The following is a 22,538-nucleotide window of genomic DNA, read 5'->3' on the forward strand; positions in this document are numbered from 1 at the left end:
GCGCATCCGGCTGCCCGGCAAGGGGGCGCCCGGGCGCCGCGGCGGCGCCTGGACGGGCGCCGCCGCGGTGTCGGTGTCCTCCATTCAGCGGAAGGTGTCCTCGAACTCCGTGTAGGGCTGCGGTGGCTCGGGCTCGAGCGTCTGCACCTCGTCGTTCGCGTACGGGTGGTAGTCCGTCGTCGTCACCGGCTCGTCGACCGGGGGCAGGAAGACCGGGACGCCGTCGTCGCCGAACCAGGCCAGCTGCGAGTCGTGGCTCTCCTGGTTGTCCTTGGCGAAGGAGATCCAGTCCCGGTTGAACGGGGCGCGGGCGACCTCGTAGCAACGGAAGTGCCAGATCCGCCACTCGCCGTCCTGCTTGACGAAGTCGACGCCGTACTTGCACCACACCCAGTGCGCCCAGACCGGCTTGCCGTCGACCTCACCGCCCGAGAGGACCCACGGCGGAACGCCCTTCGCGACCTCCGGGTCCATGAGTCCGGACTCCAGGCCGGCCATGATCCAGATGCCCTTGGCGGTCCGGCCGTCGGCGCCGACCTCGACGACCGGGGTGGTGGTGTAGTGGAACAGCAGCTTGCCGACCGGCCGGGGCCGCCCACGGTGGTAGGCGGTCACCGACTCGTAGGTCGTGTAGAGACCGACGTTGTTGTAGCGCGACCAGATGTCCGGCGTGCCGGGCTTCACCCAGAGCTCGTCGATGATCCGCTGGTCCTCGTACGCGTTGTGGTAGTGCATGTAGCGGTTGAAGACGTTCTCGACCGCGCCGCGGTCCTGTGCGCGGGTCGCGGCCAGCTCGGCGGCCGCCAGCCGCTCCTCCAGTGCCGCCAGGCGCTGCTCGAGCGCCTGGCTCTCGTCGATGGTGGTCATGCCGGGTCCTGCTCCTCTGTCGATTCGGATGGGGTGGGCTCACGAAGAGCGGGGCGGCCCGCGGAACGGCCTCGGCGTGATCAGCCGGCAGGAGGTGGGCACGGTCAGCCGCGATCCTCCGCCAGCGAGCGCAGCAGGGCGTGCTGGCGGCGGACCTGGTCGCGGCCGCGGCCGGGCTCGCGCCGGCCCTCGTACTCGCTGGACAGCCAGCCGTTCCAGCCGGCGTCCTGCAGGGTCGGGACGATGTCGCCCCACGGCACGTGGAGGTCGTGCAGGTCGTCGTCGATCTCGAAGAACTTGGCCTGGATGAAGTGGGTGTGCGGCAGCACCTCGACCAGGTCGGCCATGGGCACCCGCAGCGGGCGCAGCGGCGGCGGGACGTCGTCCTCGTCGTCCGTCCCGAGGCTCTCGGCGTTCTCCAGGACGGCGGCCGTCTGGAAGATGCCCGTGTCGATGAGCAGCTTGAAGTGCTCGGTGCCGGTCTTCTCGATGAAGTCGACGTAGCCCTGGGTCACCGGGTGCTTGATCGGCGTCGGCGAGTGGATCTCCGGGCAGATGACGACGTCGAGCTCGGCGGCCAGGTCGAGCGAGCGCTCGACGACCTGCTCCCAGATCGGGTGCGGGTCGAGGTCCCAGGAGGTGACGCCGAACTTCGGCCGCACCGACGTGAAGCCCAGCTGCTTCGCCAGCCGCAGGTCCAGCTGCAGCTGCTCGGCGCCCTCCTCGGCGGTCAGGTCGCGGCCGTGGAAGCGGGTGGTGTCCACCCAGGAGCCGAAGTTGGTCGGCGTCAGGCCGTACTTCTCGACCAGCCCGTGCCACGAGTCGACGAAGGCGGCGTCCGGGGTCGGGTAGTTCGGCAGGTTGCCCTCGCCGAGGATCTCGATGCCGGTGGCCCCGAGGTCGGCGATGTCGGCGAAGACGTCCTCCAGCGTCATGGAGGTGTAGACGTCGCCGGTGTAGCTGTAGGTGGAGACGCCGTACTTCAGGCCCCCCTCCGGGGCCGGCGGCACGATCACGCCCGAGCCCTGCGCGGTGAACTGCGAGCGCTCGATCATCGGCGGGAAGTACGAGCGGCGCAGGAAGACCGTCACCTCGAGGTGGTGCACCCCCACCGACAGACCGCCGGGCTTCGGCACCGTGATGGTGGCCGGCTCGTCGAGCTGCCAGCGCAGGTCGGTCGACGCGCGCAGCTCGTCGAGGGTGACGGTGCGGCCCTGCAGCGTCCAGAGCGGCACGTGGTCGGGGATCCGCTCGCCGTCGATCACGACCTCGATGCCGTCGAGCAGGCTGGCCGGGCCGCCGCGGTAGTTGGGGTTGCGCAGCCGGAACTGGAAGCCGGTGACCCGGCCGCCGTCGGCGACGTTGCGGAAGCCACGGCCCTGGATGATCGGGAACTCGAGCACGGTCATGCCCCTTCGCGGAGGTCGGTGGCCAGCGCCGTGGCCCCGCGGACGGCGAGGGCGACGCTGGTGAGGGTGGGATTCATCGAGTTGGCGGTCGGGATGAGGCCGTTGCCGGCGAGCACGAGGCCGGGGACGCCCCACACCCGCGAGAACGGGTCGCAGACGCTGGTGCCGTCGTCGGCCGCGCCCATCCGGACGGTGCCCATGTAGTGCAGCGAGCTGCCGGCCGGCATCACCTTCGGCATGCCGTCGACGAACTCGCCGAGCGCGGCGGCCGCGCGGGCCTGGTGCTTGCGCGCCCGCTCGAAGTCCGCCTCCTCGACGTCGGTGAGCGCGTAGGCGATCCGGATGCCCGGCAGGCCGTTCTCGTCGGGCTGGTCGTCGTCGAAGGTCAGCCGGTCCTCGGGGCGCGGGCGCTTGCGGATGCCCCAGCCCATGCCGACGTAGCCGGCCGGGTTGTCGCGGAACCGGCTGCCCTCGGGCAGCGGCGCGGGCGAGACGGGGCTGTACATCATCTGCGCGGAGTAGGGGTGCCCGTGCTCCTCGTCGAACGGAATGGCGATGATCGCCCGGATGGGGTCGATGGCCGCGCCGGGCTCCGGCTGGGGAAGCACGTCGGGACGCACCGCGACGACGCCGAACAGCAGCGGGTGCTCGGTCAGGTACCGGCCCAGGGCCTCGGGCCGGATGCCGGAGGCCCACAGCAGCTGCGGGGTGCGCAGCGCGTCGGCCGCCAGGACGACGACGTCGGCCCGGACCTCCTCCTCCGCGCCGGTGCGCAGGTCGCGCAGGACGGCGCCGACCGCCCGGTCGCCGTCCCGCAGCACCCGCACGCACAGCGTCTCCGGCCGCAGGGTGAACCGGTCGGCGTGCGCGCCCTCGGCCAGTGGGCCCAGCACGACGTCGGTGCCGCTCCACCGCAGCGAGCCGTCGGCGCGGGGGTCGGCGGCCACCGGGAGCGGGCGGACGACGAGGCCGTCGGGGGCGAACTCGTCGCGGATCCGCTCGAGGATCGCCGTCGCCTGCGGGGAGTCGTCGAACGAGGGCCGGTGGACGTGCAGGAGTGCCTCGGCGGCCTCGACGTGCTGCTCCCACTCGGCGTCGTCGATGAACGGCACCTTCTCCGGGCCGGTGGGCCGCGGCGTGGCGCACGTCCAGTGCACGCCCTGCCCGCCGACGCAGGTGGCGCCGGCCGCGGCCGGCATGCCGCCCGAGCCGTCGGCGGCCCGGCCGATGAGGTGGGTGCCCTGGCGGGCGGTGATCGTGCCCTCGACGACGACGCCACCGGGGATGCCGGAGACGCCGCTCTCGGTGGCCCGGCCCTGCGAGGCCAGCCGGGCGGCGGCCTGCTCGTCGGGGTCGGGGACGTTCTTCACGTTCATGCCCGGCGGCGTGGTGACGACCGGGCCGGCCTCGACCATGAGCACCGACGCGTCGGGCACCTGCTCGAGGAGCAGCCGGGCGTAGGTGGCGCCGGTCGGCCCGCTGCCGACGATCAGGACGCGGGGGGTCATGCGGAGGCCTCCTGGGGGACGGCGCCGAGCTCGGTGACGAGGGCGCGGGCGGTGAGCACGCCGAGCGCGACGGCGGTGAGGGTGGGGTTGCACGCGGTGGCGGTCGGGATGACGTTGTTGCCGCCGACGTAGAGGTTCGCCGTCCCCCAGACCCGGCCGGTCGGGTCGCAGACGCTGGTGCCGTCGTCGGCCGTGCCCATCCGGGTGGTGCCGAGGTAGTGCAGCGAGCTGCCGGGCGGCATGACGAAGGGGTCGCCGAGCGGGCGGCCGAGCGCCCGGGCGGCCTCGGCGATCTCGGTCTTCGCGGCGGCGATCGAGGCCTCGTCGGCGGCGCTGAGGGCGTAGTCGATGCGGATCGCCGGCAGGCCGTGCTCGTCGGCGGCGTCCTCGTCGAACCAGACCCGGTTGCCGGGCGAGAGCTCCTTCTTGCAGAACCAGCCGAGGCCGACGACCTGCCCGGGGCGCACGGTCACGCCCGGGTCGAGGGGCACCGGGGAGGCGTCCATCTGCATGACCTGGCCGTGGAACGGGCGGTCGGCGGCGTAGGGCACCCAGGAGACCCCGGAGACGGGCACGATCGCGCCGCCGCCGGGCGCCGCCGAGGCGGTCACCGGGAGGTCGGCGTCGACCGGGGCGTCGGCGGGCACGAACCTCTCGTCCAGCACCGACGCGGCCATGATCTGCGGGTGCTCGGTCAGGTACCGGCCGAGCGCCTCGGGGCGGACGCCGGAGGCCCACAGCAGCTGCGGGGTGCGGAAGGCGTCGGCCGCCACCACCACGGCCCGCGCGGTGACGGTCGACCGCTCCCCCGTGGTCAGGTCGACGACCTCGACGCCGGTGGCGCGATCGCCGTCCAGCAGGACCCGGCGGGCCAGCGTGCCGGCCCGCAAGGTCACGTGCGGCCGCTCCCACAGGTCGCCGGCGATGATCGCCGGGCCGGTCCAGTGCAGCGCGCCGTCCTCGCCCACCGTGACGGCGACCGGCATCGCGCCCACCGGGCGCCGGCTCGGCCGGTCGAACAGCTCGCCCAGCACCTGCTGCACGGCGCCGATCAGCGGCGCCCGGTCGAAGGCGTGCGTGGTGACGGCGAGCAGCTGCTCGGCGCGGCCGAGCGCCTCGTCGAGGACGGACGGGTCGACGCAGTCCGGCACCTCGTCGTCCACCGGCCGCGGGCACGCGGCGGTCCAGTGCGCGCCCATCCCGCCGACGTTGGTGGACATCGCGGCGTTCGGCATGCTCTCCGCCCCGACCAGCACGGTGCCGGGCCGGGCCGGCGTGCCGCCGGGCAGCGGGCCGGAACCCGTGGCGAGCGCCGCCAGCGCGGCGTCGCGCGCCTCGACGTCGGCGATGTTCTTCACGTGCCCGCCGGCCACCTCGCCGACGACCTGGCCGGCCTCCAGCACCAGCACCCGCAGCCCGGCGTCGGCGTCGGCCAGCTCGCGGGCCACCGCCGTCCCGACCGGGCCGGAGCCGACGACGACGACGTCGTAGGTCTCGCTCACCGGGCCACCGCCGGCTGCGACTCGAGCAGGCGCTTGAGCATGTCGTGCTGGGCGCGGACCTGGTCGAAGGCGTTGTACCGGTCGCTGTAGGCGTGCGCCTCGTACTCGCTCGAGATGAAGCCGGCGTAGCCCTGCTCGACCAGCACGCGGGCGACCGCGGGCCAGTCGATCGACGGGTCCTGCCCGTCCTCGATGCCGTAGAACTTGCCGTGCACGTGCACGACGTGCGGGAAGAAGTCGGCCCAGCGCTCGGGCGCCATGCGCCCGTGCATGGTGAACAGCATCTTGAGGTTGCCCACCTGCGCCGGGGTGGCGCCGGCCTCGGCGGCGCGGCGCTCCAGCTCGGGGAACTTCTCGGCGGTCGGGCCGGGCTCGGCCCACAGCTGCTCGGTGAGCGCGGTCAGCTCCGGGGCGATGCCGGCGGCGCGGTGCGCGTCGTGCACCGCGCCCGGGACCGCCCGCATGCTCGAGCTCATGTCGGGGATGAACCCCAGCCACTCGGTGTCGAGGCGGGTGAAGGCCTCCTTGAGCGCGGCGACCGGCGGGGCCTCGACGGTCAGCGGGGCGTGGATCTCCACGCCGATCTTCACCCCGAGCTCCTCGGCGAGCGGGAGCAGCCGCTCGAGGGTCGCGGGTGAGGTCTCGACGCCCACCCGCGTCACCGGGAACCCGAGCGCGGCGGCACCGCGCACCTGGACGGCGACGTACTCGTAGGACTCGTCGTCGGAGAGCAGCCGGCCCGGGTACAGCCCGAGGTCGTTGTTGATCGCCAGGCACGACGGGGTGAGCCCGGAGCGCTCGATCACCGAGCGGACCTCGCGGACCTGCTCGTCGGACGGCCGGGGCCAGCCCCGCAGCGACTGGAAGGCGACCATCTCCAGGCCCGGGCCGAGGTCGCGGGCGGCGACCTCGTCCACCAGGGAGGCGAGGTCGCGGCCGGGCTGGCGCTGCTCGAGGGTGAGGCTGAACAGGGTGGTGCCGAGGCGCGGCAGCCCCGGGGCGGTGTCGGTCACGGTCGTGCTCCAGCGGCGGTGAGGGTCTTGTCGGTCGCGCTCGGCGCCACCAGGGGCACCCGGTCGGGGCCGGTGAGGATGTACGGGATCGACAGGCCGAGCAGCAGCTGCACCCGGTGCGCGCGCCCGGGCTCGGTCGGCACCGGCGTGTGCAGCACCACCGGGTCGGTGGTGAACCAGTACTCGTCGCCCTTCGCGGCCAGCTCGGCGAAGGCGTGGCGGTGCCCGTTGACGGTCACCGCCAGCGTCGCCGGGTCGATCCGCTCGCCGTCGACGGTGAGGTCGACGCGGGCGAGCGAGGGCAGCGGCAGCGCCCGGTACCAGTGCGAGTAGACGGCGATGTCCAGGCCGTCGGGGGTGGCGGTGAGCGAGTCGGCGCGCACCACCTGGTCGTCCAGGGGTCCCATCGGTGTTCCTCTCAGGCGGCGAGCGTGAGCCGCTTGCTGTCCCGGCCGCCGCTGGGCACGGGCATGTACGAGATGCGCAGCCGGACGACGACGGTGACGTCGTGCGGGCCGGGTGCGAGGGGCTCGTCGGTCTCGAAGGCGAGCTGCGCCCGCTCCCCCATCTCCCAGCGGTCGTCGGTGACGGTCGGCAGCTCGGCGAAGGTGTAGGTGTTGCCGTGCACCGTGAAGGTGGTGCGCGCCGCCGGCACGGGCCGGCCGTCGAGCACCAGGTCGACGGCCTCGACCATCGACAGGGTGAGGCCGCGGTAGTACGGCATCCGGACCTCGACGACGCCGCCGGTGCGGCCGTCGTCGCGGGCGCGGAAGCCCTCCTCGCAGACGATGTACTTGTCGAACATCAGGCGTCGTCTCCCAAGAGGCGGGCGAACAGGGCGTGCTGGCGGCGGACCTGCTCGACGGAGTCCACGGGGAAGGCGTCCTGGATGTGCCGGTTGCCCTCGTACTCGCTGGACAGGTAGCCGTCGAAGCCGCCCTCGACCAGCACCGGGACGATCTCGTCGTAGGGGATCGAGTACTCGTACTCCCGCCCTGTCGCCTCATCCAGGGCCATCTCGTAGAACTTCGCCTGGATGTGCCCGATCAGGGGCATGTGCTCGAGCATCGCCTTGGGCTCGGACCAGATGTAGTGCGTCGCCTGGCGGGCCAGCCCGAAGTCGACGGGGCCGCCGCCGCGGTAGTTCACGACGTCCATCAGCGCGTGGCTGTCGCCGTGGTCGTCGTAGGTCCCGACGATCAGGTCGACCAGCTCGGGCGTGGCGCCGTCGCGCAGCGCGCGCTCGGCGACCACGCGCGGGAACCGCCGCACGTAGGTGCCCATGTCGGGCATCAGGCCCAGCGCCGGCGAACCGGTCCGGTACATGACCTCGAGGTGCTGCAGGATCCACGGGTGCTGGTAGTGGAACGGCGCGTGCACCTCCAGCAGCAGCCGCACGCCGGCGTCCTCGGCGTACGGGGCCGCGGCCTCCATCACCTCCGGCGGGGTGTTGATGATCGCGCGGACCACCGTCGCGCCCAGCCGGACGGCGATGTCGACGTCGCGGCGCACCGAGGCGACCTGCTCCTCCAGGGTCAGCCAGCGGTGCGGGTGCAGCTTGGTGTCGAGGAACAGGTCGGTGGCGACCGGCGTGGCCCCGTAGGTCTCCATCCAGCCGAACCACGACTCGACGAACTCGTCGGAGACGTGCGGGAAGCCCGGGATCATCTGCTCGGGGATGATCTCGATCCCGCGGGCGCCGAAGGTGGCGGCCTCGCGGATGCAGTCCTCGACCGACATCGTGCGGAGGAAGTACTCCTCCTGGAACGAGTAGAGGCTGACGCCCCGCTTGACGCTGCTCACGCCGGCCTCCCTCAGGCGGTCGCGACGGCGAGCTGCCGCGCGGTCGGGGCGAGGGCCTGCCCGGTCGCCGGGTCGAAGAAGTGCAGGGCCGACGGCGGGACGGCGAACTGCGCCCGCGTGCCCTCGCGGACCCCGGCGCCGGCGTGCAGCCGGGCGAGGACCACGCTGCCCCGGCCGAGCCGGCGCAGGTCCTCGGCGGCGGCCGCGTCGATGTCCTTCGCGATCTCGACAGTGGCGTCGTTGACCACCGGCTCGGCGTCCACCCGCAGGTGCACCAGCTTCTCCGGCGGGATGTTCTCGACCACCTCGACGTCGGCCGCCAGCCGCGGCCAGCTCGGGTCGGCGTCCGCCGCGTCGCGCAGCGCCTCGGGCCGGAAGCCGAGGGCGACCGGGGTGGCGTCGGCCCCGGATAGGGCCGGGGGCACGGCCGGGACGGCGAGCCGCTGGGAGCCGACGGCGAGCTCGTACCCGCCGGGCACCCGCAGCACGGTGGCCAAGACCACGTTCATCGGCGGCGAGCCGATGAACTCGGCGACGAACAGGTTGGCCGGCGAGTCGTAGAGCTCGTCGGGGGTGCCCAGCTGCTGCAGCAGGCCCTTGCGCAGGACGGCGATCCGGTCGCCCATCGTCATCGCCTCGACCTGGTCGTGGGTGACGTAGAGCGTGGTGACGCCGTACTCGCGCTGCAGACCGCGGATCTCGGCCCGCATCTGGCCGCGCAGCTTGGCGTCGAGGTTGGACAGCGGCTCGTCCATGAGGAACGCCTGCGGGGTGCGCACGATCGCCCGGCCCATGGCCACGCGCTGCCGCTGGCCACCGGAGAGCGCCCTGGGCTTGCGGTGCAGCAGCTCGGTGAGCCCCAGTGCCTCGGCCGCTCGCTCGACCCGCCCCGTCGTCTCCTCCTTGGGCACGCCGGCGCAGGTGAGCGGGAAGGCGATGTTGTCGCGCACCGACATGTGCGGGTAGAGCGCGTAGCTCTGGAAGACCATCGCGATGTCGCGCTGCGAGGGGTGCACGTCGGTGACGTCGCGGTCGCCGATCAGCAGCCGACCCTCGGAGATCTCCTCCAGGCCGGCGGCCATGCGCAGCGCCGTCGTCTTGCCGCAGCCCGACGGGCCGACGAGGACGAGGAACTCGCCGTCGGCGACGGCCAGGTCGAGCTCGTCGACGGCCAGGGTCCCGTCCGGGTAGCGCTTGGTGATGCGGTCGAAGGTGATCGATGCCATGACAGCTCCTCAGACGGTGTGCTTGCGGAAGTCGACCCAGCCCGGCAGCTCCCACGGCCGGACCAGGGCCTCCCGCAGGCGGGCGGCCAGGTCGTCGGCGTCGGGCAGCGGGGCGCTGCGGCCGTCGCCGCGGGTGTAGACGCGGCAGGTGAGCGCCGGCGGCGCGTCGGACGGGAAGAGGTCGCGCCCGCCGACCTGGAAGGTGGGTGACCCGGGGAAGCCGAGCCGCTGCGCGTCGGCCCGCGTGCGGACCTCGCGCCGGGCGACGTGGACCTCTCCCCTGCCGAGGTCCGCGAGGGTCTCCTCGAGCAGCTCGGCCGCCTGCCCGTGCGTCGGGCAGCCCTCCCACCAGAGCAGCTCGACCCGCCACTTGATCGAGCAGCCGGCCGGCGGCGTGCTCGGGCGGGCGACCTCGCGGCCGGCGAGGACGTCGTCGAGCGCCGCGCGGACCCAGCCCGCGCGCTGCGCGGGGTCGTCGTGGTCGCCGTCCGGGGCGCCGTGGTAGCGGACGACGCCGGCGCGGTCGACGACGAACACCTCGGGCGTGGCCGTCGTGCCGTACGCGCGGGCGGCGGACTGCTCGGCGTCGCGGAGGAACGGCCCGGCGAGCTCGCCGGCGGCGATCCGCGCGCGCATGCCGTCGACGCCGTCCTCGGGGTGGTCGGCCTCGTCGTTGCTGACGACCTGCAGGACGGCGACGTCCCGGCCGGCGTAGTCGCGGGCGAGGTCCTGGATGCGGTCGTGCCAGGCGCGGGCGTACGGGCAGCCGTTGGCGGTGAAGACGACGACGGTCGCCGCGTGCGCACCGGGGTCGAGCCGGTGGACGGTGCCGTCCGGGTCGGGCAGCGCGAGCGGCGGGGCGGGGTCGCCGACGGCGAGACGGGTCATCGGAGGGTGCCTTCCGTTCGGACGGTCGCCCGCTGCACGAGCGGCACGCCGGGGGCCTGCTGGATGTAGGGGATGCGGACGGCGAGGTCGACCTCGACCGCGTGCGCGTCCCCGGGGGCAGCACCCGCGTCGAGGACGACGTCGAGGGCGTCGCGCAGGTCCCACCAGGAATCGGTGGCGGCCGCCTCGGCGACCGGGCCGGTGAAGCCACCGGTGGTGACCTGCCGGACCGCGACGGGGGCGCCGTCGACCCGCACGTCGACCGACTCGAGGCAGGACAGCGGCAGCGAGCGGTACCAGGGCAGGTGCAGGGCGAGGCCCAGCCGGCCGTCGCGGGCCGAGAGGGCGTCGGGGCGCAGGGTCCCCTCGGTCATCGTCACGCGGTCACCGCCGTCTTCTCGCTGAGCTCGCGGAGCAGGGCGACGTGCGCCGCGGTGAGGGCGACGGCGTCGACGTCGGCGCGGTCGAGCAGCTCGTGGCCGCCCCACTCGCTGACCAGGGCGCCGTCGTAGCCGGCCGCGTCGAGGGCGGCCAGCCACCCGCCGTGCGACTCCCGGACCGCGTCGACGTCGGCGTCCCAGTACTTGGCGTGCGCGTGCCGGACGAGCGGCAGCAGGTCCTGCCATTCGGCCACGGTCGACCGCCCGCAGCGGCCGAGGACACCGGCGACGAGGGTGGTCAGCTCCGCCTGCCGCGGGTGCCCGGCGACCGCCGCGAGCGCGGCCCCGATGCGCGGGCCGATCGGCCCGTCGGCCGCCCAGGCGCGGTGCACGGCGGCGACGCCGTCCGCGTCCAGCCCGAGCCGACCGAGCGCGGTGCCGAGGGCGGCCGGCAGGGCCGGGGTGGTCAGGCTCGCGTCGATGGTCAGCCCCAGGTACGGGGTGCCGGTCGCGGCCTGCAGCTCGGCGATCTCGGTGACGGCGGGGGCGTCGGGCGGCGTGTTGCCCTGCACCTCGAAGGTGAGGACCACGCCGAGCCGCTCCGCCTCGGCGGCGACCCGGCGCAGCAGGCCGCTCTCCATGCCGAGCGTCGCCCGCACGACCGGGAAGCCGAGCCGGGCGGCGGCGGCCAGCTGCGGAGCGATGTCGTCGAAGGCCTCGTCGGCGGACATCGGCCGGCCGGGCCGGCGCCAGGTGTCGGTGTAGACGCCGAGCGCGACGGGGACCAGGCCGAGCCGGTCCAGCGCGTCGCGGAACGCGCGCTCGTCGTCGGCGGACACGGCCGGGAAGCCGCGCCACGCCTGGTGCCCGATCACCTCGACCGCCGGGCCGCCGCCGGCAGCGGCGAGCCGCTCCAGCAGCGGGACGAGCCCGGCGCCGGCGCGGAACTCCGGCGTGAGCGAGAACAACGCCGTCCCCAGGATGGTCACGTCAGGCCACCTCGACCCAGCGGCTGGTCCGCGAGGACTCGAGCACCGCGGCGGTGATCCGCGCGGCGCGCAGCCCGTCGGCGAAGGTGGGCAGGCCGTCGACGGTCTCGCCGGCCAGCGCGGCGTAGCTGTCGGCGACGAAGGCGTCGAAGCAGTCCTGGTAGCCCTGCGGGTGGCCGGAGGGGACGGTGGCGTAGCGGGCGGCGGCCGGCCCCTCGCTGGTGCCGCGCAGCAGCTGCCGGTTGACCTCGCGACCGCCGATCCACAGCGAGTCGGGGTTCTCCTGGTCGAAGCACAGCGACTCGGCCGCGCCGTCCACGGAGAACCACAGCCGGTTCTTCCGCCCCGGGCTGATCTGGCTGACGGTCAGGTTGCCGAACGCGCCCCGGTCGGTCTCGAACAGCACGACCGCGGCGTCCTCGGTGGTGACGGCGCGCCCGCCGCGCTCGGGCACCGCGGTGACCGTGCGCGCGGCGAGCCGGGCGATGCGGTGGCCGGAGACGAACTCCACCAGGTCGCACCAGTGCACGCCGATGTCGGCGAACGCCCGGGAGGCGCCGCCGGCGGCGGCGTCGACGCGCCAGTTGTCGTCGGTGTCCTCGGCGAGCCAGTCCTGCAGGTAGGAGCCGTGCAGCAGGCGCACGGGGCCGGCGGTGCCGTCGGCGACGCGGGCGCGGGCCTCGCGCACCGTCGGGTAGAAGCGGTAGACGAACGGCACGGTCGCCGTCACCCCGGCCTCGGCGGCCAGGACGACGAGCTCCTCGGCCTCGGCCGGGTCCACGGCGAGCGGCTTCTCGCACACGACGTGCTTGCCGGCGGCGAGCGCCGCGCGCACCAGCGGCGCGTGGGTGGCGTTGGGGGTGCAGACGTGCACGACGTCCACGTCGTCGGCCGCCAGCAGCTCCTCGGCCGTGTCGGCGGGGAACTCGGCCCCGATCCGCTGCGCGCCCTCCCGCGAGGACTGCGGCGACGAGCCCACGATGCGGGACACGACTCCCCCGGCGCGGCGGATGGCCCGCGCGTGGACGGTGCCCATGAAGCCGACGCCGATGATGCCGGCCCGTACGCGATCGGCCATCGGAACCCCCTGGGATCGGTGCGGCGCGGCGCCGCGTGACTGCAACCACATACTTCTGCCGACAGTCGGACGAAGTCAACCGCCGGGAGGAACAAGTCTGGTGATGCCGCCCATCGACGGCACTGATGCCGCAGTGAGCGGGCAGGCCTCGGCAACCGACATGGCGATGTCGGTTGCCGAGGAGCAGGTGCTACTTGATGCCGCCGGCGAAGCCCTGGATGAACCGCTTCTGGGCGAAGAGGTAGAAGGCGAGGATCGGCACCATCGAGATGATCACGATGGCGAAGATCTTGTTCCACGCCGAGACGAGCGAGCCGACGTAGTAGTACATCGAGACGGGCAGCGTCTGGTTGTCCGAGCCGCCCAGGAAGATGAGCGACGAGAAGAAGTCGTTCCAGACGATGAGCCCGGTGAGGATGGCGACCGTTCCCGTGGCGGGGGCCATGAGCGGGAGGACCACCCGGAAGAAGACCTTGCCGGGACCGGCACCGTCGAGGGCGGCGGCCTCCTCGTAGTCGCGCGGGAGGTTGCGGAAGAACCCGGCGTAGAGGAAGACCGCCAGCGGCATGAGCGTCCCCACGTAGAGGATGACCATCCCCCACATCGTGCCGACCAGGCCGAGCTGCCGGGCACCGATGTAGAGCGGGATGAGGCCGAGCTGGGTGGGCAGGATGATCGCGACGAGGAAGAGGTAGAAGGCCACCGTGCCCCAGCGCCGGGTCGTCCTGGCCAGCACGTACGCAGCGAGCGACCCGAAGGCCACCAGGCCGACGATGCTGCCCACGGTGATCACCACGCTGTGCAGCAGGGCCAGGAGGATGTTGTTGTCGCCGCCCTCGGTGAGCACCTCGACGAAGTTCTCGACGGTCGGGCGGTTCGGCAGCGCGGAGGTGCCGGTGGTCAGCAGCTCCTCGCTGGGCTTGAACGCCGTGACGACGAGGAAGTAGAACGGCAGCAGGGTCAGCAGCGCGACGACCCAGACGATCCCCTCGCGCAGGGCGGTGGCCTTCGTGTAGCGGAACATCGGTCGGTTCTCCTAGGGGTCGTCGCCCTTACGAACGGTCCTTGGTGGCCACCTGCTGCAGCACCGAGAAGACGAGCATGATCAAGGTCAGGAGGAGCGCGAGCGCGGCACCGAAGCCGAAGTTGCTCAGCGCGAACGTCTCCTTGTAGACCTGGGTGGCCAGGGTCTCGGTCGCTCCGGCGGGACCACCGCCGGTCAGGGCGAGGACCTGGTCGAAGACGCGCAGACCCTGGATGAGCATGAGGGTCGACGCGATCGCGATCGACGGCCGGATGGACGGCACCGTGATGTGCCGGAACCGCCGCCAGGTGCCGGCCCCGTCGAGGGCGGCGGCCTCCTCGATGTCGGCCGGCACGGTGGCCAGACCGGCGAGGTAGATGACCATGACCATGCCGGTCGTCTGCCAGGCCATGACGACCAGCACGCACCAGAGCGCGAGGGTCGGGTCGGCCAGCCAGGTCCTCGGCTCCATGCCCAACCAGCCGATGACCCCGTTGAGCGGGCCGTTGAACTCGAAGATGAACTTCCAGACGTAGCTCACCGCCAGCGGGCTCAGGACGACCGGCAGGAAGAACAGCGCCCGGAGCAGGTAGCGGGTCTTCAGGGTGCGGTTGAGCGCCAGGGCCAGGAGCAGGCCGACCACGTTGGTGAGGATCAGGAAGCCGAAGGCGAGGAAGAGCGTGTTCCGGAGCGACCCGATCATCGCCGGGTCGTCGAAGATCCGCTGGAAGTTCTCGAGGCCGACGAAGTTGAAGTCACCGATCCCCGTCCAGTCGGTGAAGGCGTAGAAGGCGCCGCCGGCGGTGGCGATGTAGTGGATGAGCAGCACCATGGCGATGGCGGGGAGCGCCCACCACCAGCGGCCGTAGGAGATGAGCGGCCGGCTGCGCCGGGGGCGGGAGGAGGTCCCGCCCCCGGCGGCCGCTGTGCCCTCTCGGACGACGGGGCCGGTCGGAATCGTGGCAGTCATCGTTTCGTCCCTTGGGTCGGTCCGAGAGCTGTGCGGCTCGGTCTTACTGGTCCCAGGCCTGGTCGACCGATTCGAGCACGGACTGGATGTCCCCCTGCCCCGCGATCAGGCCCTGCGTCCCCGTGGCCAGCGCGTCGTACACGGAGGGGTTCGGCCACGCCAGGTTCGGCAGCGGCGCGTAGTCGCCGGCCTCCAGGAGGTCCCGCACCGGCTCGTAGACCGGGTTGAGGTCGTCGTCCACCCCGGTGATCGCCACCCCGCCCTGGATCTCGGTGAAGGTGGCGGCGTTCTCGGGCTGCGCGAGCCAGTCGAGGAAGTCCTGCCCGGCCTGCTTCTGGGCATCCTCGGCGTCGGCGTTGATGCTCAGCGCGTAGTTCGAGCTGGCCAGGAGGTACGGCTGGCCACCGTCGGCCGGCGGGAAGGCCTGGACGTCGAGGGCCAGCCCCGGCGTCGCGGTGTTCAGCTCGTTGGCCGCGCTACCGGGCAGGAAGCCGCCCAGCGACGTGCCCTGGGTGATGTTCTGCGTGATGGTGTCGAAGCCACCGCCGGCGGCGCCCGGCTGGAAGCAGCCGGCCTCGTTCATGTCGACGATCGCCTGCAGGGTCTCCTGCCAGCCCTCGCTGTCGGCGAACGAGACGTCGCCCGCGGCCCGCTGCTCGTTCCAGTCCGGCGTCTCGGCGTAGACCCGGGTCGCCGAGATGGCCATGGCCATCAGGCCGGGGTTGGGCGGCACCGAACCGGCGACCACGAGCAGCGACTTGCCCTCGTCGGCGAGCGGTCCGCAGGAGTCGAGCAGGGCGTCGAAGTCCGCGGGCACGTCCACGCCGGCATCGGAGGCGGCGCCCGAGTTCCAGGTCATCCCGACGGGGATGAGGTTGGTCGGCTGGGCGTAGGTCTCGCCGTCGATGCCGTAGAGCGCCTCGCTCCCCTCCGGGACCAGCTCCGCGGACGTCTCGTCCAGCGGCTCGATGTAGCCGGCCTCGGCCAGCGGGAGCACCGCGTTCGCGTTGCCCGAGCCGGGCGAGAACATCATCACGTCCGGCGCGTTGCCGCCCTGCAGCTGCGTACGGATCGTCACGCCGTAGCTGTCCGGCGGCAGGCCCTGCGTCTCGACCTCGATGCCGGTCTCCTCGGTGTACTTCTCCGCGAGGACGGTCCACGGGTTCTCGGCTCCACCGCTGGCGTTCTCGAACGCGAAGGTGAAGCTGTCGGCCGCACCGCCGGAGCCGCCGCCGGAGCCGCTGTCGTCGTCCCCTCCGCCGCAGGCCGCGAGCGTCAGAGCGCTGATCGTGGGCACGGCGACGAGGACGCCGAAGCGGCGGAACCTCCCGTGACCTTGCTGGGTCATGTGGATCCCTTTCGGAACGGACCGGCGACCGTGCCGGTTCGAGGACGGTGGAACCTCGGGCGCCACTCCCCGGAGCGGGTGGCGGCGGTCACCGTGATGGCAACCACATACTTCTGCCTGTAATCGGAGGAAGTCAACGGACCGGGAACCTAACAGTGCTGATGGCCGGCATCAGTCGGAGTGATGGCCGCCTCACCAGCCATGTCGCATCCCGTGGCGGCCCCGCGATCACCGGACCGGGCAGTCCGCATCACCGTCGCCGGACGGCGACCGGTCAGGCGGTGGCGTCCGCGGGCAGGGCGGCGACCTCCGGGTGCCCGGCCGGCGTGGAGTGGGGCAGCCAGTGCGCCAGCCGCTCGGGGGCGAACACCGCGTCCAGCACCAGGTGAACCGCGCCGGCCAGGCCGGCGGCCCCGCCGAGGGCCGAGGGCTCGATGCGCAGGGTGCGGGTCGCCAGCGGCAGGGAGCGCCGGTAGACCGACTCCCGGACGGCGGCGAGCACGTGGTCGCCGGCGTGCGCCACCCCGCCGCCCAGCACGACCAGGCCCGGGTTGTAGAAGCTGACCAGCGTGGCGAGGGTCGCCCCGACCAGCCGCCCGGCCCGGGCGAGCATCGTGCGGGCGGCCGGGTCGCCGCGGTCGGCGGCCCGGGTGACGTCGGCCGCGGTGAGCGTCCCGGTCGCGGCGAGGACCTCGGCCATGACCGGGCTGCCGCCGGACTCGGCGAGCCGCCGGCCGTCGCGGGCCAGCGCCGCGCCCCCGGCGACCGCCTCGAGGCATCCCACGTTGCCGCAGCGGCAGACGACGTTCTCGGCCTCGGCGACCGCGACGTGCCCGATGTCGCCGGCGCACCCGTTGACCCCGCGGTGCAGGCGCCCGCCGGAGACCAGGCCCGCGCCGATGCCGGTGCCGATCTTCACGTAGAGGACGTCGCCGGTCTCCCCGGCCACCGGGTTGGTGCGCAGCTCGCCGAGGGCGAGCAGGTTGACGTCGTTGTCCACCCACACCGGGGCGGCGAACCGGCCGGCGAGCCGCTCGCGGATCGGGTAGCCGTCCCAGCCCGGCATGATGGGCGGCGCGACCGGCAGGCCGGTGGCGAACTCGACCGGTCCCGGGACGCCGACGCCGACGCCCCAGAGGGGCACCGGCTCCGGCAGGCCGGCCAGCAGCGCCTCGACAACTTCCTCGACCCGGCCCAGGACGACGTCGGGCCCGTCGGCGATGTCGACCGGCTCGTCGACGCGGGTCAGGACGGTGCCGGCGAGGTCGGCGAGGCCGACCACCATGCCGGTGGCGCCGATGTCGGCGCCGGCCACCACGCCGGCCTCGGTGCGCAGCCGCAGGCGCCGCGGTGCCCGGCCCCCGGTCGACGGCCCGAGGCCGTCCTGGGCGACGAGGCCCGCGGCCTCCAGCTCGGCCACCCGCTGGGCGACGACGCTGCGGCCGAGGCCGACCCGCTGGACCAGTTGTGGCTGGGTGATCCCGTCCCGGGTGCGGACGGCGTCGAGCACCGCCACCAGCCCGTCGATGCGTTCAGCGGGCATCGCGCCGCTCCGGGGGGACGGCGGTGGTCGCGCTCACAATTGCGAGACTAGCCGCTTCTGCCGACTACCGACAGAAGTTCCCGCTGGTTGCGCAGAAGTCAGGCGGAGAGGCTGGGCTCCCCCGCGGGTGGGCTGTCCAGCAGCGCGGGCAGGTGGTCGCGGGAGAAGAGCTCGTCGATGGCGAACTGGACCGCGCCGGTGACGCCCGCGATGTCCTGGTCGACGGCGGACGGCTCGATGCGCAGGTCGCGGGTCGCCGCCGGCAGCGAGCGGCGGTAGATCTCCTCGCGGATCGCCGCCAGCACGTGCGCCCGCGCCCGGGCGATGCCGCCACCGACGATGACCAGGTCGGGGTTGAACACGTTGACCAGGGTGGCCAGGCTGCCGCCGAGGACGGCCGCCGACCGGTTGAGCAGGGCCCGCGACGCGGGATCCCCCTTCTCTGCCGCCTGGGTGACGTCGATCGGCCGGATGGTGCCGGTCTCCGCGAGCACCGCGGCCAGGGCCGGGCTCTGGCGGGTCTGCGCCAGCAGCCGCCCGTCGCGGCTGAGGGCCCCGCCGCCGGCGACGGCCTCGAGGCAGCCGATCTTGCCGCAGCGGCAGACGACCTCGCCGGCCTCGGGCACGGGCACGTGGCCGATGGCGCCGGCCAGGCCGTGCGCGCCGCGGTAGATCCGGCCGTCCACCACGACGGCCGCCCCGATGGCGTGGCCGCCGCCCAGGTAGACCATGTGCTCCGAGGCGGCGGCGACCGGGTTGACCCGGCGCTCGCCGAGGGCGCTGAGGTTGACCCGGTTGTCCAGCCACACCGGCGCCGACCAGCGCGCGGTCAGCCGGTCGCGCGTCGGGTACTTCGTCCACTCCGGCATGGTCGGCAGCGTGGCGGGCTCGCCGCTGGCGTAGGCGACCGGTCCGGGCATGCCGACGCCCACGGACCACAGGCTGCCCGCCGAGCCGGTCTCCTCCAGCAGCGTGTCGGCCAGGCGCTCCACGTGGGGGACGACGACCTCGGGCCCGTCGGCGATGTCGATCTCCTCCTGCCGCGTGGTCAGCAGGTTGCCGGCCAGGTCGGCCACGCCCACGACGAGCTCGTTGGTGGCGATGTCCACCCCGAGGACGCGCCCGGCCTCCTTGCGCAGCCGCAGCCGGCGCGGCGCCCGGCCCCCGGTGGACGGGCCGAGCCCGTCGGAGGCGACGAGGCCCGCCGCCTCGAGCTCACCGACCCGCTGGGCCACGACGCTGCGGCCGAGGCCGACCCGCTCGACGAGCACGGGCTGGGTGATGCCCTCGTCGGCGCGGACGGCGTCGAGCACGGCGGCCAGCCCGGTGAACCGCTCACTCGGCATGGAGGAACCTCACAGGCCGATTCTCCCGGACTCGCGGCGCCGGGCAAAGGCCGGTCACCGCGGGGAGCGGTGCACCCACCGGTCGACCACGACGTCCACGACCGCCAGGCCGAGCGCGGCCACCACGAACGCACCCGCCACGAGGGTCGAGCTCGTCGTGCCGGTGCTGGCGACCTCGGGCTGCCTCGTGCGCGGCACCGTGCCGCACTACCCGTGGTTGCGGGGCAAGCCGATCCGGTGACGATCCGTCGCGGGCGGTCGCCCGGTCGGGCGAGCGGTCTGGCAGTCGCGGTGCACGGACGGTGACCATGGCTGCGTGCCACTCCGTCCCGCGTGCCACCGATGACCCGGTACCCGTTCGCAGACCTGCCCTCCCCGCGGGACGCCACCGACCAGTTCCCGGTGCCGGCGCGTCGGCCGACCGCCGCCTGGCAGACGACGGGATCCCACAACGCCCCGGACCCGGGACCGGCTCCGGCTCCGGGCCGCCGGACCTCAGGCGGTGCGCTGCGGCGCGGGGCCGCCACCGTGCTGATCGCCGCTGCCGTCGCGGCCGGCACGGTGTGGGGTCTCGACGTGGCCGGAATCGGCGCAGGGTCGGATCCCGCGGACGAGACCGCCAAGGACGCGACGCTCCGCCGGGACACGGGCTGGCAGCCGCTCGAGGTCATCGGCGACTGGAGGGTCACCGGGGACGGGGCCCGCTACAGGGTGGTGGACGGCGTGTGCTTCCTGCAGGTGCACATCCGCGACCCCGACGGCCGCTGGGAGGCCAACGCACCCGTCGCCCGCCTTCCGGAGACCGTCCGGCCCGCCTGGAACATGGGCTTCGTGGCCACGCACGACGGTGTGCCGTATGCCGAGTTCACCGTCTTCAACGACGGGCAGGTGCTCATGGTCCGCCCAGGAGCCGACGCGGGTGGGTGGGTCACGGTGTCGGCGGCGTTCCCCCTAGGCGGGTGACGGCGGTTCCGCGCGACGGCGGACGGCCCGCCATCCTGTACGGGTGCTCTCCCCCACGGCCGTGCTCGTCCACGGCCTCTGGCACGGCGCCTGGTGCTGGGACGCCGTCCGCACCGGGCTCGACGCGCGCGGGGTCCAGAGCGTCGCGGTGGAGCTGCCGCTCACGAGCCTGGACGCCGACGTGCGGACCGTCCGCGACGCGCTCGACGCCGTCGCCGGGCCGGTGGTGCTGGTCGGGCACTCCTACGGCGGCGCCGTCGTCACCGCCGCCGGCGCACACCCGTCGGTGCGCGAGCTGATCTATCTCGCCGCCTTCCAGCTCGACGAGGGCGAGTCGGTCAGCCGGCCCGGTGCTCTGGGCGGGCTGCCCGACACCCGGCTCGGTGCGGCGATGCGGATCGAGGGCGACCAGGTCGCGCTCGATCCCGACCTGGGGGTCCCGCTGCTCTACGGCGACGCGCCCGCGGATGTCGTCGCCCGGTTGCGGCCGGTGCACCGGCAGGTCTTCCGCGACGTGCCGGACGTGATCGCCTGGCGCACGGTGCCCTCGACCTACGTCGTCTGCACCGAGGACGAGGCGGTGCACCCCGAGCGGCAGCGGGCGATGGCGCGGCGGGCGACGCGCACGGTGGAATGGGCGTGCGGGCACAGCCCGGCGGCGACCCGTCCCGAGGCCGTCGCCGACCTCGTCGCCGCGCGCGTATGCACCCGGGCCAGTAGGTAGCGCACTGCGGTCCTCCTCCAGTTCGGCGACGAACCGCTCGTCGTCGGCCGGGGTGGGAGTCGCAAAACCGGGCCCGTAGGCGACGCGGATGCAGGTGGACCGGATCGAGCAGGACGACCGCGCGGTGACGCTGCACTTCGCCGACGGCTCGACCCGCCGAGCACGACGTCCTGGTCGGCGCCGACGGCATCGACTCGCTCGTCCGCCGCCCCCTGTGGGGCGACGCCCCCGAGCGCGAGCACCGGCTGCACATCTCCGGCGGCTTCACCTTCGCCGAGGTCGCCGGCACCGTCCCGGCCGATCTCAAGGCGGCCGCGGGCGCGCTGGGCGCGGAGTTCCAGGCCCCGCTGCCATGGCTGATCGCCGCGACCCGGCCGCAGGACGTGCAGCGCTGGGTGCTGCGCGACCGGCCGGCGCTGGAGCAGTGGTCGGCGGCCGCTGCGCGACTTCGTCCTCGACCACACGCCGTTCCTGCAGAAGGTCGCCGGCGACTCCAACCCGCGCGAGATCGACGAGCAGCTCGCCCTGATCGAGGGCTGACGCCGTCCGCGGGGGAAGTTTTTCCGGGCCCCTGCGCGTCGCCTGCCGTGCCGTGGTGACCAGCGCGGACCCCGGAGCGGGCCTGCGCTCGACCCCGCGGATCCGGCCGGATCCGTCTGCCGCCGAGTGGTCGCGGGTCCGGCACGGTCCTACGGTTCGGACGTCCGGTCGGTCGCTCATCCCCGCCGGGGAGTCCGACCGGGTGCCGCCGAGTCACGTCCGCCACGGTGGGCGCGAGCCGGGGACCCACCGCACCAGTGGGGTGAATCCCACCCGCCGGGCCCAGCCCGGACCGGGTGGGTAGGGCGCCTCCCCGCCCGAACCCGTCAGCTAACCCGGTAGGCGGCCACGGGAAGAACGGAGAACCACCCCACGGTGCGCCCACGGGCCCCTTCCGCGCCCGCGAGCACCCCTTCCTGCGGTTCCTCGCAGCGCACCTGAGCCGGCACGCACTCCGCACGGCGCCCTCCTCCAGGCCAGCCCGGCCTCCGACCGGACCGCACGGCCACTTCCGGCCGCTCGGCGCTCCGGTGGGTGCCGTGCGCCCACGTGGGCCGCACCGCGGCCCGGTACCAGGAGCACATCTCCATGCACCTCAGCACCGACCCCACCACCCGATCCCGCCGCCGCGCCAGGGGCCGCCACGCCGCGGCACCCTCGCGCCGGACGGCCCGCGGCCTCGCCGTCTGCACGCTCGCCCTGTCCTTCACCCTGGCGGGACCGGCGGTCGCCCAGGCCGGCGACCGCTGGGACCGCTCCGGCGGCGACGGGGACTGGAACCAGTGGTCCCAGAGCTGGTCCGGCCACCGGCCCGGGCACTGGTCCGGGGGCGGGTCCGGGTCGGCCGCGCCCGCGCCGGCGGCACCGGCCCCGGCGGCACCCGCCCCCGCTCCTGCGGCACCGGCCGCACCGGCGCCGGCCGCACCGGCTCCGGAGCCCGCGCCGTCCGGCTTCGCGCCGGCCGCCCTGTCCGGCGCGCCGACCGCCAGCTCCACCGCCTACAGCGCCTGGGCCGCGCACGTGCGCCCCGTGGTCGCCGAGGTCGTGCAGCAGTGCGGGGTGTCCACCGTCCTGACCCGTCCCGGCCACTCGCCCACCCAGGCGCTGGCCGCCGACTTCATGGTCTACAGCGACCGGGCCAAGGGCGACGCGGTGGCGGCGCACGTGATCGCCAACGCCGCCCGGATGAACGTCGAGTACGTCATCTGGCAGCAGCGGATCCACCTCATCGGCGGCTCCGGGTGGCAGGCCATGGCCGACCGCGGCTCGCCCACCGCCAACCACATGGACCACGTGCACGTCGCCTTCCGGCCGTGACCTGACGAGGGAGGCCTGACGAGAAGGCACTCCGTGCACGGGCGCGCGGCGTGTGCGCGCGTGTCCCGTGCACGGAGTGCCTTCTCGACGAGACGCGTCG

The 22,538-nt window shown here is 74.0% G+C and carries 22 protein-coding genes and 1 riboswitch; of the genes, 3 read left to right on the forward strand and 19 right to left on the reverse strand.

The genetic code is table 11. The features are described from left to right. Nucleotides 1–84 precede the first annotated feature (84 nt). The 19 genes from ACI797_RS01445 to ACI797_RS01535 form a co-directional block, all read right to left on the reverse strand. Nucleotides 85–867: a nuclear transport factor 2 family protein gene (locus ACI797_RS01445; protein WP_456856535.1), complete on the reverse strand. Its 783-nt coding sequence runs from the start codon at nt 865–867 to the stop codon at nt 85–87. A gap of 104 nt (nt 868–971) precedes the next feature. Then, on the reverse strand, nt 972–2,276 hold the full coding sequence (locus ACI797_RS01450; protein ID WP_456856537.1) for a C-glycoside deglycosidase beta subunit domain-containing protein: 1,305 nt from the start codon (nt 2,274–2,276) through the stop codon (nt 972–974). Further along, nucleotides 2,273–3,784, reverse strand: coding sequence for a GMC oxidoreductase (locus tag ACI797_RS01455; RefSeq protein WP_456856539.1), 1,512 nt, complete (start codon nt 3,782–3,784; stop codon nt 2,273–2,275). Before ACI797_RS01455 ends, ACI797_RS01450 begins: the two co-directional genes overlap by 4 nt. Then, nucleotides 3,781–5,286, reverse strand: coding sequence for a GMC oxidoreductase (locus ACI797_RS01460; protein ID WP_456856541.1), 1,506 nt, complete (start codon nt 5,284–5,286; stop codon nt 3,781–3,783). Before ACI797_RS01460 ends, ACI797_RS01455 begins: the two co-directional genes overlap by 4 nt. Then, the gene (locus ACI797_RS01465; RefSeq protein ID WP_456856543.1) at nt 5,283–6,299 is read right to left on the reverse strand and encodes a sugar phosphate isomerase/epimerase family protein; all 1,017 of its coding nucleotides are present in this window, start codon (nt 6,297–6,299) and stop codon (nt 5,283–5,285) included. Before ACI797_RS01465 ends, ACI797_RS01460 begins: the two co-directional genes overlap by 4 nt. Continuing rightward, nucleotides 6,296–6,706 (reverse strand): C-glycoside deglycosidase beta subunit domain-containing protein, encoded by a 411-nt coding sequence (locus tag ACI797_RS01470; RefSeq protein ID WP_456856545.1) that lies wholly within the window; start codon nt 6,704–6,706, stop codon nt 6,296–6,298. Before ACI797_RS01470 ends, ACI797_RS01465 begins: the two co-directional genes overlap by 4 nt. Nucleotides 6,707–6,717: 11 nt before the next feature. Further along, nucleotides 6,718–7,104 (reverse strand): C-glycoside deglycosidase beta subunit domain-containing protein, encoded by a 387-nt coding sequence (locus tag ACI797_RS01475; RefSeq protein ID WP_456856547.1) that lies wholly within the window; start codon nt 7,102–7,104, stop codon nt 6,718–6,720. Then, nucleotides 7,104–8,102, reverse strand: coding sequence for a sugar phosphate isomerase/epimerase family protein (locus ACI797_RS01480; RefSeq protein ID WP_456856549.1), 999 nt, complete (start codon nt 8,100–8,102; stop codon nt 7,104–7,106). The genes ACI797_RS01475 and ACI797_RS01480 overlap by 1 nt, the downstream gene beginning before the upstream one ends. An 11-nt stretch (nt 8,103–8,113) precedes the next feature. Further along, a complete protein-coding gene (locus ACI797_RS01485; RefSeq protein ID WP_456856551.1) occupies nt 8,114–9,328 on the reverse strand; it encodes an ABC transporter ATP-binding protein in 1,215 nt (404 codons plus the stop codon). 9 nt (nt 9,329–9,337) lie between these two features. Continuing rightward, nucleotides 9,338–10,216 carry a redoxin family protein gene (locus tag ACI797_RS01490; RefSeq protein WP_456856553.1) on the reverse strand — a complete coding sequence of 293 codons (879 nt, stop codon included), beginning with the start codon at nt 10,214–10,216 and terminating at the stop codon, nt 9,338–9,340. Then, entirely contained in the window at nt 10,213–10,590 is a 378-nt protein-coding gene (locus ACI797_RS01495) for a C-glycoside deglycosidase beta subunit domain-containing protein (protein ID WP_456856971.1), read from the reverse strand. Before ACI797_RS01495 ends, ACI797_RS01490 begins: the two co-directional genes overlap by 4 nt. Nucleotides 10,591–10,592: 2 nt before the next feature. Beyond that, nucleotides 10,593–11,585: a hypothetical protein gene (locus ACI797_RS01500; protein ID WP_456856556.1), complete on the reverse strand. Its 993-nt coding sequence runs from the start codon at nt 11,583–11,585 to the stop codon at nt 10,593–10,595. Between the two features lies 1 nt (nt 11,586). Then, nucleotides 11,587–12,663 (reverse strand): Gfo/Idh/MocA family protein, encoded by a 1,077-nt coding sequence (locus ACI797_RS01505; protein WP_456856558.1) that lies wholly within the window; start codon nt 12,661–12,663, stop codon nt 11,587–11,589. 190 nt (nt 12,664–12,853) lie between these two features. Beyond that, the gene (locus ACI797_RS01510; RefSeq protein ID WP_456856560.1) at nt 12,854–13,687 is read right to left on the reverse strand and encodes a carbohydrate ABC transporter permease; all 834 of its coding nucleotides are present in this window, start codon (nt 13,685–13,687) and stop codon (nt 12,854–12,856) included. A 28-nt stretch (nt 13,688–13,715) separates the two neighbouring features. Further along, nucleotides 13,716–14,657 carry a carbohydrate ABC transporter permease gene (locus ACI797_RS01515; protein WP_456856562.1) on the reverse strand — a complete coding sequence of 314 codons (942 nt, stop codon included), beginning with the start codon at nt 14,655–14,657 and terminating at the stop codon, nt 13,716–13,718. Nucleotides 14,658–14,700: 43 nt separating this feature from the next. Then, complete coding sequence (locus ACI797_RS01520; RefSeq protein ID WP_456856564.1) at nt 14,701–16,005, reverse strand: ABC transporter substrate-binding protein; 1,305 nt, start codon at nt 16,003–16,005, stop codon at nt 14,701–14,703. A gap of 274 nt (nt 16,006–16,279) precedes the next feature. Next, on the reverse strand, nt 16,280–17,548 hold the full coding sequence (locus ACI797_RS01525; protein ID WP_456856566.1) for an ROK family transcriptional regulator: 1,269 nt from the start codon (nt 17,546–17,548) through the stop codon (nt 16,280–16,282). A 98-nt stretch (nt 17,549–17,646) separates the two neighbouring features. After that, on the reverse strand, nt 17,647–18,894 hold the full coding sequence (locus tag ACI797_RS01530; RefSeq protein WP_456856568.1) for an ROK family transcriptional regulator: 1,248 nt from the start codon (nt 18,892–18,894) through the stop codon (nt 17,647–17,649). Between the two features lie 54 nt (nt 18,895–18,948). After that, entirely contained in the window at nt 18,949–19,092 is a 144-nt protein-coding gene (locus ACI797_RS01535) for a hypothetical protein (RefSeq protein ID WP_456856571.1), read from the reverse strand. A 144-nt stretch (nt 19,093–19,236) separates the two neighbouring features. On the opposite strand from ACI797_RS01535, the gene ACI797_RS01540 reads away from it, so the two are divergent. The 3 genes from ACI797_RS01540 to ACI797_RS01550 all read left to right on the forward strand — a co-directional run bounded on the left by ACI797_RS01540 (nt 19,237) and on the right by ACI797_RS01550 (nt 22,438). Further along, complete coding sequence (locus tag ACI797_RS01540) at nt 19,237–19,857, forward strand: hypothetical protein (protein WP_456856573.1); 621 nt, start codon at nt 19,237–19,239, stop codon at nt 19,855–19,857. 43 nt (nt 19,858–19,900) lie between these two features. Next, nucleotides 19,901–20,581: an alpha/beta fold hydrolase gene (locus ACI797_RS01545; RefSeq protein WP_456856575.1), complete on the forward strand. Its 681-nt coding sequence runs from the start codon at nt 19,901–19,903 to the stop codon at nt 20,579–20,581. Nucleotides 20,582–21,331: 750 nt separating this feature from the next. Further along, a riboswitch (cyclic di-AMP (ydaO/yuaA leader) is annotated at nt 21,332–21,481 on the forward strand. 189 nt (nt 21,482–21,670) lie between these two features. Beyond that, the gene (locus ACI797_RS01550; protein ID WP_456856577.1) at nt 21,671–22,438 is read left to right on the forward strand and encodes a hypothetical protein; all 768 of its coding nucleotides are present in this window, start codon (nt 21,671–21,673) and stop codon (nt 22,436–22,438) included. Nucleotides 22,439–22,538 lie beyond the last annotated feature (100 nt).

Source organism: Geodermatophilus sp. SYSU D00691, from assembly GCF_054050275.1.

What these genes read in the sequence shown, in the direction of transcription:
- ACI797_RS01445 (WP_456856535.1), bottom strand. Translation starts at nt 867, where the DNA reads ATGACCACCATCGACGAGAGCCAGGCGCTCGAGCAGCGCCTGGCGGCA.
- ACI797_RS01450 (WP_456856537.1), bottom strand. Translation starts at nt 2,276, where the DNA reads ATGACCGTGCTCGAGTTCCCGATCATCCAGGGCCGTGGCTTCCGCAAC.
- ACI797_RS01455 (WP_456856539.1), bottom strand. Translation starts at nt 3,784, where the DNA reads ATGACCCCCCGCGTCCTGATCGTCGGCAGCGGGCCGACCGGCGCCACC.
- ACI797_RS01470 (WP_456856545.1), bottom strand. Translation starts at nt 6,706, where the DNA reads ATGGGACCCCTGGACGACCAGGTGGTGCGCGCCGACTCGCTCACCGCC.
- ACI797_RS01475 (WP_456856547.1), bottom strand. Translation starts at nt 7,104, where the DNA reads ATGTTCGACAAGTACATCGTCTGCGAGGAGGGCTTCCGCGCCCGCGAC.
- ACI797_RS01485 (WP_456856551.1), bottom strand. Translation starts at nt 9,328, where the DNA reads ATGGCATCGATCACCTTCGACCGCATCACCAAGCGCTACCCGGACGGG.
- ACI797_RS01490 (WP_456856553.1), bottom strand. Translation starts at nt 10,216, where the DNA reads ATGACCCGTCTCGCCGTCGGCGACCCCGCCCCGCCGCTCGCGCTGCCC.
- ACI797_RS01495 (WP_456856971.1), bottom strand. Translation starts at nt 10,590, where the DNA reads ATGACCGAGGGGACCCTGCGCCCCGACGCCCTCTCGGCCCGCGACGGC.
- ACI797_RS01505 (WP_456856558.1), bottom strand. Translation starts at nt 12,663, where the DNA reads ATGGCCGATCGCGTACGGGCCGGCATCATCGGCGTCGGCTTCATGGGC.
- ACI797_RS01510 (WP_456856560.1), bottom strand. Translation starts at nt 13,687, where the DNA reads ATGTTCCGCTACACGAAGGCCACCGCCCTGCGCGAGGGGATCGTCTGG.
- ACI797_RS01515 (WP_456856562.1), bottom strand. Translation starts at nt 14,657, where the DNA reads ATGACTGCCACGATTCCGACCGGCCCCGTCGTCCGAGAGGGCACAGCG.
- ACI797_RS01520 (WP_456856564.1), bottom strand. Translation starts at nt 16,005, where the DNA reads ATGACCCAGCAAGGTCACGGGAGGTTCCGCCGCTTCGGCGTCCTCGTC.
- ACI797_RS01525 (WP_456856566.1), bottom strand. Translation starts at nt 17,548, where the DNA reads ATGCCCGCTGAACGCATCGACGGGCTGGTGGCGGTGCTCGACGCCGTC.
- ACI797_RS01530 (WP_456856568.1), bottom strand. Translation starts at nt 18,894, where the DNA reads ATGCCGAGTGAGCGGTTCACCGGGCTGGCCGCCGTGCTCGACGCCGTC.
- ACI797_RS01540 (WP_456856573.1), top strand. Translation starts at nt 19,237, where the DNA reads ATGACCCGGTACCCGTTCGCAGACCTGCCCTCCCCGCGGGACGCCACC.